Consider the following 17051-nt stretch of genomic DNA (forward strand, 5'->3'; position numbering starts at 1 on the left):
GCGTGCAAAATAAACGCAGCCTCCTTCTTCATTATTGTTATTTTGTCAGTAATAGTTCAATCTCTTCAGGTGTAACAGGTTTACTAATATAATAGCCCTGAATGGCATCGCAGCCGTAAGTGATTAATAGATCTGCTTGTTCAGCTGTTTCTACACCTTCAGCGACCACTTTCAATTCCATGGATTTACCTAGTTGTACCATACCATTCATAAGCTTTTGGCTCTTTTCGGATTTCAAGAGTGAATTTGTAAACGTTTGATCGATTTTTAATGTACTTATTGGTAAAATTTGCATATATCTAAATGAGCCGTAGCCAGTACCGAAATCATCTAATACAAAAGAAATGCCTTCGTTTTCAAGCTTACGCATTTGCTGTGCAATAGACGTTGCGGCTTCAGCTTCTAAAGCAAATTTTTCAGTAATTTCAATTTGTAATAGGTTCGCTGGACAACCTGTTTTTGTAATCATTTCAAGTATAGATTTTGCCATATTCTTATCACGGAATTCGCGTACAGAAGAGTTAATAGATACTTTTAAATCATAGCCAGCCTTTTTCCAAAGTAATGCTTGTTCACATGCCTTTTCCAGCATGAAGGACCCAATATTATTAATTAGACCTGTTTCTTCAGCGATAGGAATTAACTCATCAGGCGTTACGACACCTATTACCTCATCTTCCCAACGTACAAGTGCTTCAACAGCAGTAACTTTTCCAGAATACACATCGATTTGTGGTTGATAGAGTACCTTCAAGTTCTTTTGGTCAAGTGCTTGGAGTAAGCGCTTTTCAATTAATGCTTTACGATTTAAAGCTTTATGTGTTGCTGTTGATAAAGAAACAATTTTATCTCCGCCAGCCTCACGGACTGTTGAAATAGTAGCAATGGATGCCTTCATAAGCTGAGAGAATGTTGATTGATCCTCAGGATATCTAGTTATGCCACCACTAATAGAAATTGGTACAGCAATATTGCCGCTATAAATCGGATGTTGTTGTAAGTAAGATAAAAAGCCTTGAATAAACCATTCACTTAAAGGCGTAATGACAACAAAATCATTTTCATTTATACGAGCCATCGTGCTATCTTGGAAATACATTTTTATACGATTTGTAAATTCAACAATAAGGCTTTGATCGATTTGTTGATCATGTAATTCTTTAAGTGTATAAAATTTATCAATACTTAGATAAACAAATGAAAAGTGTCTCTCATCGTCAATCATATTGGTGATTACTTTTTCAAGTCGATGTGCATTCATCAAACCAGTTTCTGTATCGATGTAAGCAATTTTTTCAAGTTGGTGTTGAATCGTTTTTGATTTAGTTACATCCTTTTCAATTAGGATAAACTGTTGTTCATTTGTTTCAAGATTAACGAGGGGGATAGCCGTTAGTAGCACCCAATAGGATTGCCCCGTTTTTGTAATTTTTTCAACTTCTCCTTGCCATGTATGACCATTATTTAAATTACGCCAGATCGTATGTGTTATTTTTTCACTCATTTCATTATCAGGGAACAGTTGCCAAAAGGTTTTGCCGATAACACGCTTTGGTGTCCATTGGCTTGTTTTTAGAAATTCATTATTACATTCCAAGATAAATCCATCGTGATCGAGTGTAACGGTCATAAAGGTTGCATCTAAACCTTGCTTAAGGTTTACAAAGGTATTGCATTGAGAGATAGCCTGCGTCATTAATTCTGGGAGCATAAAAATCAATAGAATAAAACGTTCTCCCTCATCTGTAAAAGGTTTAGCTAGCAGAGCTGTTGTTATTTCTGCATTTGAAGTTGTGTGTACTTGAATTTTTTCTAGATACGTACTGTCCTCATTTTGTAAAATAGATTGAAGTGTTTCGACAGGAAGCTGACGCAGTAGATTTTCGTGTATAGATGGAGTAGTATTTCCTTTAATATCATTAGCTGATAAGCCAATCAGATGTTCAGCACTCTTTCCCCAGACTGTTGCTTGTCCATCTTGATTAATGATAATTGCAGGAAAAGGAAGTGAATTTAAATAATGTTCATCAATCGTAAATGATTTATGCATATGACTCATGATTATTCGATCTCCTTGGGTAATCAATATATACTAATATTATAGATAATAATCGGGAATTAGTCATTATGAATATATTTGTAAATATTTGATAGTAAAATTTAATAGGACTTTTCTAGTGAAATATAAGAAATGATTTGAAGAAAAGTAACAATTTTTAGTACGTATATAGGAAGCAGGATTGGTATGAAACGTTTAAAAGGAATAATATTTATCGTCTCGGGTGCTATGTTATGGGGAGCAACTGGCCCTTTAATGGAGTGGTTGCTTAATCATACACCTTTGACTGTATCCTTTATGTTAACAATCCGTTTATCGGTTGCAGGTATATTACTACTTACATATTTATTGTTAACAGGAAAAAATATTTTTGGAATTTGGCAGCACAAGCTATGGGGGAGGCAACTCATAGTTTTTGGTATTGCAGGTATGCTTGGTGTCCAATTTACATTTGTTGCTGCAATTAATGAAAGTAATGCTGTGCTTGCTACCTTACTACAGTTTTTAGCGCCAATATTTGTTGTCGCGTATGTCTCTCTTAGTTTAAAGAAATGGCCACCAAAATATCAAGTGTTAGGTATTATTGGTACCCTTATAGGGTTATTTCTGTTACTAACGAATGCATCATTTGAAAGTTTACTTATTAGTCCAAAAGCCTTGTTATGGGGAATAGGAGTAGGCTTAACATTTGCATTTTACACCTTGTATCCTGCACGCTTAATGAAGGAGTGGAGTGTGCTTTTAGTAGTGGGCTGGGGGATGCTGGTGGGTGGCTTCACTTTGGGCTTAGTAAGCCGTGTTTGGCAGCAGTCCACTCAATGGGTTGTTCTAGTAGATTTTAAAATTTTAATGTTATTAGTTGCTTTAATATTTTTTGGAACAGTAGCTTTTATATTGTTTTTAAGTAGTATGAAATACATTACGGCAGTTGAAACGAGCATTCTTTCTAGTATTGAACCATTAACAGCAATGGTGATCTCTGTTATTATTTTCGGTACTTCTTTAGGTTTTTGGCAATTAATAGGAGTATTCGTTATGCTTGTTTGTGTAACCTGGCTTTCTATAGCAGGAGAAAAAGCATAAATATACTATAGTGTTAGTAGTTTTTAACTATCATTAAATTTTATCTACCAACAAGGGGGAAAGAATATGAAAGAAGTTTTTTCCTATGTAAAGCCATATAAATGGACAGCTATTTTTGCTTTATGTTTAATGCTTTTAGAGTTATTTGTAGAGCTTGTGCAGCCACTCATTATGGCAAAAATAATCGACGAGGGAGTAAGGGCACAAAATCAAGGAATGGTTTTGCAATGGGGGGCTGTTTTACTTGGGCTATCTTTTGTTGCCTTTCTGGCGGGCGTTATCAATTCTTATTTTTCTTCACATACAGCTCAAAGCTTTTCATATGATCTTCGAAATGCCCTGTTTGATAGGATTCAATCCTTTACGCTAGGAACCTATCAAAAATTCTCCACTGCATCGCTTATTACTCGATTAACAAATGATGTTACACAGGTACAAACGGTGCTGTTTATGAGCTTACGTATTATGCTTCGAGCGCCACTTGCTGTGATAGGAAGCATTATTATGGCTTTTGTCGTAAATCCGAAATTAGCTTTATTTTTAGTTATTGGTGCACCGATCATTTTTATTTTTCTTCTTTTTATGGTGGCAAAAGGTGTGACTTATTTTGGGCGTGTACAAAAGAGGGTCGATCGTTTAAACAGAGTTTTACAGGAGAATTTACAGGCGATACGATTAGTAAAGGCTTACTTAAGAGGGGCATATGAGGCTACACGCTTTGATGAAGTTGCATCACGGTTAAAGGTTGATACTGTGAAGGCCTTACGCATAATGGAATATATTATGCCGGTTCTTTTGTTCATTATGAATATGAGCCTGCTCGCAGTTTTATGGTTTGGTACAAAACAAATTGCTACAGGAACAACGCCACTTGGTGATATTGTGGCTATTGTGAATTATGCAATGCGTATGACAGGCTCATTTTCAATGTTCGCTTTTATTATTATCTTCTACGCACGTGCGAAGGCATCTGCAGAACGTATGGCAGAAATCCTTTCCGTTGAAAATGAGGTTGAAGATACATCTCTTTTAGAAGAAGTAGGTCATGCCACACAATATGGAGAATTAACCTTTGACCATGTTAGTTTTACTTATCCAGGAGGAGATGTTCCTGTTCTGTCAGATGTGAGCTTTCAAGTTAAGTCTGGCGAGAAACTAGCGATCATGGGGGCAACTGGTGCAGGAAAATCAACATTATTACAGCTCATTCCTCGGTTCTATGAAGTAACGCAAGGCAGAATACTTGTGGAAGGTCAGGATGTGCAACATTGGGATTTACAAGAGTTGCGGGAAGTGATTGGCTATGTCCCCCAGCAGTCATTGTTATTTACAGGAAGTATTGCAGATAATGTGCGTTGGGGAGATACACAGGCTGAAATGGATGCTGTATTACAGGCTACAATGCAGGCGCAAATTCATGCATCTGTTGAAGATTTTCCAAATGGTTATGATACCAAGGTTGGGCAAAAGGGTGTCAATTTATCTGGGGGGCAAAAACAGAGGTTATCTATAGCTAGAGCTCTTTTGAGAAAGGGACATATTTTAATGCTTGATGATAGTACTAGTGCTTTAGATGTGAAAACTGAACAGTCTTTGTGGGCGGCACTGAGTGAAGAAAAAGCAACGATGCTTGTTGTTACACAAAAAATACGTACAGCTAAAGGTGCAGATCGTATTTTACTGATTGATGCTGGAAAAGTAGTTGCTTATGGCACACATGAAGAGCTTTTAGAGACTTCCTCGCTTTATAAAAAAATAGCTATCTCTCAACAGGAGGTGGAGGATTAATGGGATTTTTCCAGAAACCTTTTGGCTATGAACCGCTTTTGACAAAAGATGATCTGAAACAGGGTGTGAAGAAAAAGAAGGGGCCACGTGCAGCTGATTGGAGAAGTACATTGCTGCGGTTATGGAAAATTGTCGACGAACAACGTGCACTGCTTATTGTGGTGCTCTTATTAGTGATGATTAGCTCCATATTAGCTTTAGTTGGTCCTTATGTAATCGGTCAAATGATTGATCACTATGTTATGCATGGCGAGCTTTCAGGCTTAGATAAAGGGATTGGCTTATTAATTGGTATTTATGTGTTATTAGCCGTTTCACTTTTCCTACAAAACTATTGGATGATTGGCATCGCCCAGCAAACGATCTATAGATTAAGGACAAGTGTATTCACTCATTTTCAAAGACTGCCAGTGGCATTCTTTGATCGTCGTCAGCATGGAGAATTGATGAGTAGAATGACGAATGATATTGAAGCTGTCAGCTCAACATTGAACAGTTCCTTTATTCAGGTATTTTCAAGTGTTCTTACGCTTGGTGGAACCGTCATTATTATGCTCAGTTTAAGCCCATTGCTGACAGTTCTGACGATGATCATTATTCCACTGATGTTTTGGGCGATGCGATGGATTACACGTCGTACAGCACCACTATTTAAAGAACAGCAGGTAGCTATTGGCGCCTTAAACGGGATGATCGAAGAAACAATTTCAGGACAGCGGATTGTGAAGGCATTTTCACAAGAGGAGCGAATGAAAGCAGAATTTCGTGAAAAAAGTTTGCGCTTAAAAAGAACTGGTTTTTGGGCACAGACATACTCAGGTTATATTCCTAAAGTTATGAACTTCTTAAATAATATGAGCTTTACCATTGTAGCAGGTGTAGGAGGAGTTCTTGCGTTATATGGACATGTATCGATAGGGGTAATTGTTATATTCACTGAATATGCACGACAATTTACACGTCCTTTAAATGATTTAGCAAACCAGTTTAATACAGTACTGTCAGCCATTGCTGGTGCAGAACGTGTATTTTCCTTGCTTGATGAACAACCAGAGGCAGAAAATGTGTCAGCACAAAAGCATCAGCTATTGGGACATGTAACGTTTAAGCAGGTGTACTTCAAATATGAACTAGAAGAAGAGGGGTACACACTAAAAAATGTAGACTTTAAAGTGGAACCTGGTCAAACGGTAGCCCTTGTTGGTGCAACTGGGGCTGGTAAAACGACAATCCTTCAACTTATTGCAAGATTTTATGACGTCTCAAAGGGAGAGGTATTATTTGATGGTATAAATGTACAGCAAATTGATCGACAATCCCTTCGTTCACAAATGGCCTTTGTCTTACAGGATCCATTTTTGTTTGAGGCTTCTGTTCGCGAGAATATCCGATATGGTAGACTGGATGCGAGTGATGCAGAGATTGAGGAAGCGGCCAAGCAAGCTAATGCACATGAGTTCATTATGAAACTAAAGGATGGGTATGATACTATTCTTGCAGCGGATGGACGTGAGATTTCCCAAGGCCAAAAGCAATTACTTTCTATAGCAAGGGCACTTATTGCTGATCCGAAAATTTTACTATTGGATGAAGCGACAAGCAGTATCGATACTGTGACAGAACTGGCGATACAAGAGGCACTCGATACGTTAATGCAAGGGCGCACGAGCTTTGTGATCGCGCATCGTTTAAATACTGTCCATAATGCCGATATGGTCTTAGTGATGCAAAAAGGGGAATTAGTGGAGGCTGGACCTCAGCAAAAGCTAATCGAATCAGGTGGTCTTTATGCACAAATGCTGCATTCATCCTCACACCATCTTGAGGAATAGATGGAAAAAGAGCAATTTCATTTGAAGTTGCTCTTTTTTATTGAATTAAAATGTTATTAATTTGAATAAATGGTATAATTATTATATAACATTATTAAAATATGAAGCAGTAGATAGTTTAAAAGTAATGGGTTGTGAAAGAATAAATATCTCTATTTTAGAAAAAATAGTATATTATTTCTAGTAAATTTCAGTCATTTTACTGAATTTTTATAGTATAAATCCTTTTATTTTTCTAATATTTGAAGTAAAATTCTGATTAATAGCGGGTATTAATATATTTTGTTGCCAGCTTATTTTCATTCTTGCTACAATAGGGCAATAGTCTGTTACAGGAACGGAGTAAATGATGAATATTTCAGTGATGACAGTGTCTTTTCCATTAGATGGAGAAACATTGAAAGAAGTAAAGTTATTATGTGAAGAAGCAACAGTTCAAGATTATCGAGTCTATGAAACCATTATGAATGTACCTATGGCTAGCTCTTTCGAGAATAAAGGCTTCATGGTACTAGCGTATGAGGATGATAAGGATTTATTAGTTGGTGCTGCTAGTGCTATCGACTTAATGGGACTTCATACATATGAGTGGTCATTAGTGGTGACACCTGCATATCGACAAAAGGGTATTGGAACTGCCTTAGTTGAGGGTATACAAGTAGGGCTAAAAGAAAGAGGGGCAGAGGGGCAATTAGCTGTAGTAATTGATGGTTCCCCTTATGGGCATACATTTATTGAAAACAAAGGGTTTACCTATAGTTTTTCAGAAACGACCCTAGAAACAAAAGCAGAGCCCGTTACATTACGAAGTGATATAAATATTCAAGCCTATAACGGAGAGCAAGCTGAACTGATTACTATTTATTGTGAGGCTTTTGGAGATCTACCCGAAGAATCAGAAGAGCTTATTGCTTTTAATACATCAACAAATGGAAGAGAGCTTTGGGTTGCTTACAGAGATGGTGCAGTTGTTGGCACAGTGACTACAGCTAAGGAAAATGAAATCCAGTGGGTAACTGCACTTGCTGTACATCCAAATTGTGAAGGACAAGGTATTGGGACAGCCCTTCTTTCCTTTTCAAAGGATTATGCGAGTAAGGTTGGTGCAGCGTTTGTCATGCTAGATGTAGAAGTAGACAATAAAAAAGCACTTTCTGTCTATGAAAAAGCAGGCTTTATGAAAGCACAGCAAATTGATTATTATGTAAAACAATAGAAAAAGGGGTGATGAGAGGTATTTAATATCAACTCATCGCCCTTTTTTATCATAATCACCTACTATCTTCATATAATATTAATAAGCTTTAAGAAAGGAGTCGTGATCATGCGCATGCCAGCATTGCCAAAGAAGAAGTCTCCTCCGAAGGAAGCCCCTAATTCATGGTGGAAAGTTGTGAAAGCTTATTTATCCAAAGGGAAGTTTTATAAATTACCCCCAAGAAATTAATGATGCAAAGAAAAAAGTCGCCTTTTAGCGACTTTTTAATTTTCTAATAAAAATGTCTTTTTGGATGGACCGATTAAGTATAGCTCGTGCATGGCTCGTGTAAGAGCTACATAAAGTAGCTTTCGGTCAATTGGTGTATCGTAAAATGGTGTATCGTAGGCAGCTACAATGACAGCATCAAATTCAAGTCCCTTAGCTAAGTGACTTGGCACAACAAGTAACATTTCTTGATTAATAGATTCATTTTCCGTTAGTAGTTGTGAAGCAATATCATTGTCTTTTAATGCCTGTTGCATAGTAATGGCTTCTGCAGTAGTTTTGCAAATTAAAGCGATGGATCGATGGCCATTTTGACGAATAGCTTCAAAAATCTCTTTAACTTTGAAGGCATCGAATTGCTCTGCTTGAATAAAACTTGGTACTTTACCGTGACGCACAACGGGTTCTACTAAAGGTAGCTGTTCATTCATTTGCGCTAGAATTTGATTCGCGACTTCCATAATTTCAATTGTTGTTCGATAGCTTTTTTGCAAAGTGCGGAAGCTTGCACGAGGAAATAAGCTTTGGACAGGCTCCCAGGCTGTTAATGAGCGATAGCTATGGATACCTTGTGCTAAATCACCGACCATAGTAAACATATCTGTATCAAGACCTGCTTTTAAAGCAGCAAGCTGAAATAAACTGTAATCTTGGACCTCATCGATAAAGACAACACGCATCTTCCATTCATCTGTAATGCCTTTTAAACGTGCTTGTAAATAGTATAGTGCAGCTAAATCTTCGAGTGCCCATTGTTCTTTACGATGTGCCTGCAAAAATTGTTGCTGTTCAAGGTAATGCCATTCAGGGGCGAGTTCTGCTAATAATTCTGCATCGGTGAGAAGGGTACGATAGAGTGTTTTAATATTATGTTTGGGAAAGCGACGCATATAAGCTGATGCCGTTGTCTTCGTTTCTTTTTCAATGGCAGGAATTCGTTCATCACGCTCATCAATGAATTTTGTGACAACACGTCGCCGTTTTTCATCATCTCGAATTCCATTTAAGGCTTTACCCAATACTTCATCATACTTTTTATGGAGTGTAGCTAAAACAGCCTGTTTTTTTTGACGTACATGGCTTGCTAAGACCTTTTTAATATGTTCAAGTCGCTTTTCGATAGGCATATATGAGAATTCATATAAAAACAGCTTCTTCAGGTGGGAAGCACGCATGATACAGTATTTTTCAATATAGACATCTTCGAATTGCTCTGCGATCTTTTGTTCCAGCTTTTGTACGTAGCGTTCGATGACATCACGATAGTAAAGTGAACCTTTCATTTCAGCAATCCAGGCAGTAGGCTGACTGCCTCCAGCAACGAGCAATTCTAATTGTTCATTTGGATTTTGAAGCTTAAGCTTTAATTTAGTGGCAGAAAGAACGTAGTCTGTAAAAGTAGTTTGGCATATTTTATCGACGCCAAGCTCTGGTAAAACATCGCCTATATAATCAATAAATAACTTATTCGGTGCTAAAATCATGAGCTGCTCAGGATTAAAATGTTCACCCATTGTATAAAGGAAATAGGATATTCTGTGTAGAGCAATGGTTGTTTTTCCACTACCAGCAGCACCTTGCACAATAATTGGTTGACGAAGATGTGCTCGAATAATTTCATTTTGTTCCTTTTGAATGGTTGAAACAATTTCAGTTAGACGGACATCAGCTTTTCCAGCTAATGCTTCTTGTAGTAGTTCATCATTTGTTGTTAGATCAATATCTCGTATATCGAGTAATTCGCCATTTTCGATCTTGTATTGCCTTTTAGCAAAGAGATGTCCTTTATGAACTTCACCACGGACATCGTACTCCATGTCACCAAGACGTCCATCATAATAAACATTAGCTACGGGTGAGCGCCAGTCAACAATAATGGGCTCATGGGTTTCACGATGAAATAGTGATGTTTTCCCAATATAAAGGAATTCTTCTGGGTCACCGGTTTTTTGGAAATGGATTCTAGCGAAATAGGGCTTCTTGCGAACGGCCTCTAGACCTTCTTTTTGATTACGTGCCATTTCAAAAAATCTAGCATTTGTTAAGATATTTAAATAACTTAAACTCGAATCTAAGTAATCAAGATCGGCCATAGATTTGCGGATATTTTCTTGAGCAGATTTTAAATCTCGTTGTGATTCGTCTAATATTTGTTGCATATAGCCTTGGGTATACGCTAACCGCTCTACTTCAGCCTGAAAATCTGGATGTTGTACAGTCATTTTTTAGCACCTCCTAGGTACTTACAATTTCAAAGTAGATTATCATACTACTATATATAATATTTACCAGCAAGTGAAAGCTAAAATGTTAATTATGCTACTATTACATGGGGCTGGAAGGTTTTTCTTTGAATAATAATAGAGGAGGTTATTGAATTTGGACATATTTGCACATAGAGGTGTTTCGATAAACTATCCAGAAAATACGATGGCTGCCTTTCAAGCAGCATCAAAGCTTCCTATAGCAGGGATAGAGCTAGACGTTCATTTAACCGCAGATAAAGAGGTAGTGGTGATTCATGATGAGACCATTGATCGTACCTCCAATGGCTCAGGCTATGTAAAAGATTTTACATTACAACAATTACGTACATTTGATTTTGGCTCGTGGTTTTCACGGGAGTTCGGAGATGAAGTAATTCCTACCTTAGGGGAAGTGTTGGAGTTATTTGCAGGTACCAATCACCGTATCAATATTGAACTGAAAACAGACATTATTGCATATGAAGGAATCGAAGCGCTCGTGCTCAAAGAAGTAGCAGCACAGCAAATGACAGAGCGGGTGATCATTTCATCTTTCAATCATGAATCATTGCAAACAATATCAAAAATAGCGCCTTATATAGAAAGTGCAGCATTGTTTGCAGAGGTGCTGGTGGATTTCCCAACTTACATTGCTCTTATACCAGCTAAGGCGTTACATGTAAGTTTGCCAACTTCCTTCCGTAAATCAGTTAAACTAGCTCTCGCTGAAGGTGCAACTGTACGTGTGTATACCGTCAATGAACAACGCGATGCTCTAAGTTTACAACAGCTCGGTGTACAGGCGATATTTACAGATGATCCAGAAAAAATATTAAGAGCCCTTAGTTAGAGCAAAAGTGGACAGTTAGGAGACAAAAGCTTCCGTGGAATCATTTGCATTTTCAAAATACCCACGGAAAGCAACGTCCTCTAGAGGGTTTTTACCATTTTGCACGATGTTCCTCAATACATCCGAGCATTTGTTGAATAACCAGTGTTTCACCATTGTCGAGTAAAATAGAACCGTCGTAATAGCCAAATAGTTGATGTACCTCTGATTTAACTAGTTTGGCATTCGTTTGGGCTATACGCTCAAAAAAGGGTGAAAAGGTTAAGGAGACCTGATTAGAAAATTTTGTTTTCACTTTCCAACGCTGCATGTAATCTTCAGAATCATATTGAAATAATAAATCCTCATGTATTTTTGTCATTTTACCATCAACAAAAACAGCATTTTCAGTCATGCCTGTGCCATCTGTCCATTTACCTCCTAAATTAAGTCCGATGCGTCGTCCACGTACTCGTTGAGAGGCCATTCCCCAATTCCATAATGCTTCACGTGGCCATACACCTCGTCCATAATCCAACACAGCAAAATTCTCCTCAGCTGAGAAATTAAAACGCCGAGTACCAATTGTGACAACACCTGATGTTGGCAATATGTGATGCTTGCCTGTGAACTGAAATGTTTTGCGATTCCAAGGAATGACTACATTTAAGGTTTCGTCCGCTGGTGGGTGCTGAATGATAAGCTTTGCTCGTAAAACATCTCCGTCAAAGTTTGGTATGGAAACAGATAGATGTGTTTCATTTTGTATATATAATAAATCAATCATCATTTCACTATTTTTAAATGAAACAGATTCTAAAACCTGTGTAGGCATTTTTAGTTTACCACCAAAGGGGATTGTGATCGTTTTTTCAAAATAGCGCTGTGTTTCATATTCAAGGAAATAAACGAAGCAGACTGCTGCGTAATCTAGATGACTAATCGTAGCTGAAAACAAGATTTCATCACCGTAGACACACCAATAGTTCCATTTCTTTTTGCGCATGAGATGGCCGCTTAAATTGCTATTAATAAGTGGTTTGCGTGCAAATCCGATGGCTGCTGGATTTAAATTACCTTTTTTATCGCATAAAAGAGTTGGCTGTAAAATCTCTTTTTCAGCATGCTGCCTCACATTCAACATCCCTTCTGGTCATAAAATAAAATTGACATATCTTTAATCCTTATTGTAGCAAAAATGTTCTTGAAATTGGAAAGGAACATGCTGAATATAATGGATTTCAATAAGAATTATGAGGAAGGACCTAACTAATAGAAATGCTTAAATAGACATATGATGGCATGAGGAGGTTATGTATGGCAAAAATGTATAATAGGCAGGCTGCAGTTCAATATGCTAATTTGTGGTGGAACAGACGCAATCCTGCTTTTCCAAATTTTGATGTAGATTGCACGAACTATATATCTCAGTGTTTACTTGCAGGAGGGGCACCGATGCGAGGTGCACCAAGTAGAGAGAAAGGCTGGTGGATTCAGCAAGGGAATTGGAGCTTTAGCTGGTCTGTTGCCCATTCATTACGATGGTATTTAGAAGGATCTACAACAGGATTGAAGGGTAGACGTGTTCAATATGCAGAGGAACTAGAGCTTGGAGATGTCATTTTTTATGATTTTCAAGGGAATGGTAGAATTGACCACTCCGTTATTGTTACAAGTATTCAAAATGGTATTCCTTATGTGAATGCCCACACCTCAGATAGTATTAATCGACCTTATTTTTATGAGGATTCCACCGCCTATACGCCAAGCATGACCTACTTTTTCTATCATATAGATGACAGCTTTGCTTAGGAACAGGTAGTTTTAAAGCATACAAATATATGATAATGTGAAAGATAGAAGAGATAAACTCTAATATGTTGTCTTATGGTAGAAGGAGAATTGATATATGAGCGAACAAATTTTATCTGTTAGAGATGCAATTATTCAACGTCGTTCCATTAAAAAGTTTAATGGCCAGCCTGTAGAGCGTGAGGATTTAATGGCTATTATTGACGATGCAGTATGGGCTCCCAATCATGGTAATCGTGAGCCATGGCGATTAGTTGTTGCCTGTGGAAAGGAATTAACAAATCTTCACCAGCTATTACGTGACTTAACAATTCCTAAATGGCAGGAGCTTTCAAGCGAAGATTTAGCGAAGCAGATGTTGAAATTTACATTACCAGGTGGCTATGCCTTTGTTATCGTTCCAGAGGATGCGCGTCAAAAAGAACGTTTAGAAGATTATGCAGCAGCAAGTACATTTATTCAAAACATGCAGTTACTGGCATGGGATAGAGGCATAGGCTCTTGCTGGAAAACACCAGGCTTCCTAGATAATCCAAAATTCCGTGAAGCTTTAAAGGTACAGCCAGGTGAGCGTGTTATTGCTATGCTACAAGTTGGTTATTTTGATGAAGTGCCAAAAGGCAAAGAGCGCAAACAAGCAGCTGATATCGTTACGATTTTTGGTGAGTAATCAAATAAAAAAATCCCTTCACTTTGACAGTGAGGGGATTTTTTAATTAATCGATATTTATTTTTGCAATCCTGAAACCTCATATAAATAATCACTAAGAACACGTAAGCCTTTATCAAAGTTTTCTAAATGGAAGTGTTCATTTGGTGCATGGAAGTTTTCACTTGATAGACCGAAGCCCATTAGCACTACAGGTAATTCTAAAATTTCATCAAACGCAGCGACGATAGGGATGGATCCACCGCCACGTGTGTATGCTGTTGGTACATTATACACTTTTTCATAGGAGCGTCCAGCAGCCTGGATAAATGGATGATCGAAAGGCGTTAGGAATGGACGGCCTTTATCGAATTCAGAAATGTTGATTTCCACACCAGCAGGTTTGTGCTTTTCAACATGTGCTTTTAAAAGTGTTACAATTTCATCGGGCTCTTGATTTGGTACAAGACGACATGTGATTTTAGCGCCAGCTTCAGCGGGCAGCACTGTTTTGATGCCTTCACCTGAGAAACCACCAAATACACCGTTAACCTCTAGGGTTGGGCGGGCCCAAGTACGTTCTAAATAAGAATACCCTTGTTCACCGAATAATTCTTTTACGCCAACTTCCTGTTTAACAGACTCTTCATCGAAGCCAAGCGCAAGATAAGCCTCACGTTCCTCTTCTGTTAATGGCAACACTTTGTCGTAGAAACCTTCAACTTGAATCGTACCATGCTCATCACGGAAGGATGCTAAAATTTCAGCTAATGCGTGAATAGCATTTTGTACGCCACCACCATAAAGACCGGAGTGTAAATCTCCCTTAGCTCCACGCACATCAATTTGAATGCCCGTTAAGCCCCGTAAACCATAGCATACCGCAGGCTTCCCAGGACCATAAAGACCTGTATCGGAAATTAAAATTAAATCTGCCGCTAGTTTTTCTTTATATTGTTCAACATAGGCAGGTAGATGTGGACTACCAATTTCTTCTTCACCTTCATAAATGAACTTAACATTGACAGGTAATGTCCCTGTTGTAGCAAACAATGCCTCAATCATTTTTAAGTGCATAAAGACTTGTCCTTTATCATCACTCGCACCACGAGCAAATAATTTATTGTCTCGAATTGTAGGATTAAAAGGCTCACTGTCCCATAAATTTAATGGATCAACAGGTTGAACATCATAATGACCATAAAATAAAATAGTTGGTTTACCCTCTGCATGTAGCCAGTCTGCATAAACAACAGGGTGCCCAGCTGTTTGTGTAATGGAGATATTTTCAAGATTTAGTTTTTCAAACGCACTGGCTAGCCACTCAGCTGCATGTTGAATATCCTCTTTATGCTCGGATAAAGAACTGATACTTGGAATTCGTAAAAATTCATTCAATTCATTTAAATGTGCCTCACGGTGTTCTGCAAAATAAGCATCAATTTGCTGTAAATTAGTCATTAAGCATCCCTCTTTCTAATATTTCGATAATAGAAATAGTATAGCACAATTTGCTTTTAGGAATCTTAAATTGAATTGAAAGATTACACATAGCACCTACAAAATAAACCACAAGAGCTAAATAGCAATTGTGGTTGAGTCTTACTTGAGTGGATTATAAATTCGTCATTTTTCAGTGAAGGGTTCAGATACAACAGCCAGATCGCTTCGCACTTTTAACGGCTAGAATGGCATCATTAAATGCACTAGCTTTTAGGCGAGTCTATTCAAAGCCTCATTAGTGAGCAGTATAACCACCATCAACAAGAAGCGTTGTACCATTAACAAAGCTTGCGTCATCGCTTGCTAAAAAGAGAACGGCTTTAGCGATTTCTTCTGGTTTACCAAGTCGACCTTGTGGGTGAAGGGATGCTAAATATTCTTTCTTCTGAGCATCGACCTCAGCTAATAGAGGAGTGTCGATATAGCCAGGACACACCGCATTTACACGAATACCCTGTTTAGCGTAAGCAGTACATAGGTTTTGTGTTAATAATTTAACGCCACCTTTTGCAGATGAGTAGGCTGTAGGGTTTGGTAAGGCAACGAAGCTATGAATTGAACCAGCGTTAACAATAACGCCACCTGTTCCTTGGGCAAGGAATTGTTCAATGGCATATTTATCCGATAGAAATACACCTGATAAATTAATATCAATTGTTCTTTTCCATTTTTCAAAAGAAAGCTCGTGTGCTGGTGCATCGTCAGCTACGCCTGCATTTGCATACATAATATCAAGTTTACCGTATTTAGTAACGGTTTCCTTTATCATGTTTTGAATGTCCGCTTCATTTGTTACGTCTGTTTTTACGAAAAGTGTATCAAAACCATTGTTATTTAATTCTTCAGAAACACTTTGTCCACGATTAGAAAAATCGGCAATAACGACTTTAGCGCCTTCTTCTACAAAGAGACGAACTGTGGCTTCACCGATACCACTAGCCCCACCTGTAACAATTGCTACTTTATCTTTTAGTTTCATATAAATGACCACCTTTAATGTTATTTTGCTGTTGCTCCGCCATCAATAACGAATTCTGCACCTGTTGAGAAGGAAGATTCATCAGAAGCTAAAAACAATACAGTTTGCGCTACTTCCTTTACAGAGCCTAAACGTCCTAATGGGAATAAGTTTTTGCCTAATTCATCTTTTGAGCTTCCTGTTGTTGCTGATGCATAGTCTGCCATACCTGTATCAATGTAGCCAGGATGAATGGAGTTGACACGTACGCCGTATGGAGCATACTCCATAGCAGCATCTTTTGTCATAATGCGAACAGCCCCTTTACTAGCGCCGTATAATACGTGACCAGCAGCACCTGTTAAGCCTGCAATAGAGGAAGCATTAATAACAGAACCATTATGTTGTTTAGCCATAAGCGGCATAATATGTTTCATGCCTAAGAACACACCTGTCACATTGATGGACATTAAGCGGTTCCAGTCAGAAAGCTCGATTTCTGCAAGGGGTTTTATGATATAGATACCTGCATTATTGAAAAGAATATCCACTTTCTTAAATGTTTTTATTGATTCATCTGCAACCTTTTTCCAGTCTTCTTCATTACTAACATCGTGGCGGATAAATACTGCCTCACCGCCGATAGTTTGAATATCACGGACTGTATCGTTCCCAGATTGTTCATTTATATCAGTAATAACTATTTTTGCTCCCTCTTTAGCAAATAATAGTGCAGTTTCTTTCCCGATTCCTGTACCTCCACCTGTAATAATGGCCACTTTGTTTTCTAATCTCATTTCAAGCAC

At 38.0% G+C, this 17051-nt stretch carries 13 protein-coding genes; 7 read left to right on the forward strand and 6 right to left on the reverse strand.

Going from position 1 to position 17051, the window contains the following annotated elements; all coding sequences use genetic code 11:
- Positions 1–37: 37 nt before the first annotated feature.
- Positions 38–2059 (reverse strand): EAL domain-containing protein, encoded by a 2022-nt coding sequence (locus LBYS11_RS02090; protein ID WP_054549078.1) that lies wholly within the window; start codon positions 2057–2059, stop codon positions 38–40.
- A gap of 186 nt (positions 2060–2245) precedes the next feature.
- Here LBYS11_RS02090 and LBYS11_RS02095 point away from each other — a divergent pair, with 186 nt between their 5' ends.
- The 4 genes from LBYS11_RS02095 to LBYS11_RS02110 all read left to right on the forward strand — a co-directional run bounded on the left by LBYS11_RS02095 (position 2246) and on the right by LBYS11_RS02110 (position 7978).
- Positions 2246–3142, forward strand: a complete 897-nt coding sequence (locus LBYS11_RS02095; RefSeq protein WP_048393305.1) for a DMT family transporter — start codon at positions 2246–2248, stop codon at positions 3140–3142.
- A gap of 66 nt (positions 3143–3208) precedes the next feature.
- Positions 3209–4930 (forward strand): ABC transporter ATP-binding protein, encoded by a 1722-nt coding sequence (locus LBYS11_RS02100; protein WP_103117367.1) that lies wholly within the window; start codon positions 3209–3211, stop codon positions 4928–4930.
- Entirely contained in the window at positions 4930–6762 is a 1833-nt protein-coding gene (locus LBYS11_RS02105) for an ABC transporter ATP-binding protein (RefSeq protein WP_066038238.1), read from the forward strand. The genes LBYS11_RS02100 and LBYS11_RS02105 overlap by 1 nt, the downstream gene beginning before the upstream one ends.
- A 346-nt stretch (positions 6763–7108) precedes the next feature.
- Positions 7109–7978: a GNAT family N-acetyltransferase gene (locus tag LBYS11_RS02110; RefSeq protein WP_233436290.1), complete on the forward strand. Its 870-nt coding sequence runs from the start codon at positions 7109–7111 to the stop codon at positions 7976–7978.
- A gap of 266 nt (positions 7979–8244) precedes the next feature.
- Here the strand turns inward: LBYS11_RS02110 and helD are convergent, their stop codons facing one another.
- Positions 8245–10470, reverse strand: coding sequence for an RNA polymerase recycling motor HelD (helD, locus tag LBYS11_RS02115; RefSeq protein WP_103117368.1), 2226 nt, complete (start codon positions 10468–10470; stop codon positions 8245–8247).
- Between the two features lie 157 nt (positions 10471–10627).
- On the opposite strand from helD, the gene LBYS11_RS02120 reads away from it, so the two are divergent.
- A complete protein-coding gene (locus LBYS11_RS02120; RefSeq protein ID WP_054549081.1) occupies positions 10628–11344 on the forward strand; it encodes a glycerophosphodiester phosphodiesterase in 717 nt (238 codons plus the stop codon).
- A 91-nt stretch (positions 11345–11435) separates the two neighbouring features.
- Here LBYS11_RS02120 and LBYS11_RS02125 read toward each other — a convergent pair whose 3' ends face one another.
- Entirely contained in the window at positions 11436–12458 is a 1023-nt protein-coding gene (locus tag LBYS11_RS02125; RefSeq protein ID WP_054549082.1) for a DUF2804 domain-containing protein, read from the reverse strand.
- Positions 12459–12640: 182 nt separating this feature from the next.
- On the opposite strand from LBYS11_RS02125, the gene LBYS11_RS02130 reads away from it, so the two are divergent.
- Together LBYS11_RS02130 and LBYS11_RS02135 are read left to right on the forward strand one after the other, a co-directional pair.
- Positions 12641–13135: an amidase domain-containing protein gene (locus LBYS11_RS02130; protein WP_004229655.1), complete on the forward strand. Its 495-nt coding sequence runs from the start codon at positions 12641–12643 to the stop codon at positions 13133–13135.
- A 97-nt stretch (positions 13136–13232) separates the two neighbouring features.
- Positions 13233–13805 carry a nitroreductase family protein gene (locus LBYS11_RS02135; protein WP_048393315.1) on the forward strand — a complete coding sequence of 191 codons (573 nt, stop codon included), beginning with the start codon at positions 13233–13235 and terminating at the stop codon, positions 13803–13805.
- Positions 13806–13862: 57 nt separating this feature from the next.
- Here LBYS11_RS02135 and LBYS11_RS02140 read toward each other — a convergent pair whose 3' ends face one another.
- The 3 genes from LBYS11_RS02140 to LBYS11_RS02150 form a co-directional block, all read right to left on the reverse strand.
- Positions 13863–15245 (reverse strand): dipeptidase, encoded by a 1383-nt coding sequence (locus LBYS11_RS02140; RefSeq protein ID WP_103117369.1) that lies wholly within the window; start codon positions 15243–15245, stop codon positions 13863–13865.
- Between the two features lie 277 nt (positions 15246–15522).
- Complete coding sequence (locus tag LBYS11_RS02145; protein ID WP_103117370.1) at positions 15523–16266, reverse strand: SDR family NAD(P)-dependent oxidoreductase; 744 nt, start codon at positions 16264–16266, stop codon at positions 15523–15525.
- A 20-nt stretch (positions 16267–16286) separates the two neighbouring features.
- On the reverse strand, positions 16287–17042 hold the full coding sequence (locus LBYS11_RS02150) for an SDR family NAD(P)-dependent oxidoreductase (protein WP_048393320.1): 756 nt from the start codon (positions 17040–17042) through the stop codon (positions 16287–16289).
- Positions 17043–17051: the final 9 nt, after the last annotated feature.

This window comes from Lysinibacillus sp. YS11, from assembly GCF_002896375.1.
Lineage (GTDB): Bacteria > Bacillota > Bacilli > Bacillales_A > Planococcaceae > Lysinibacillus > Lysinibacillus capsici.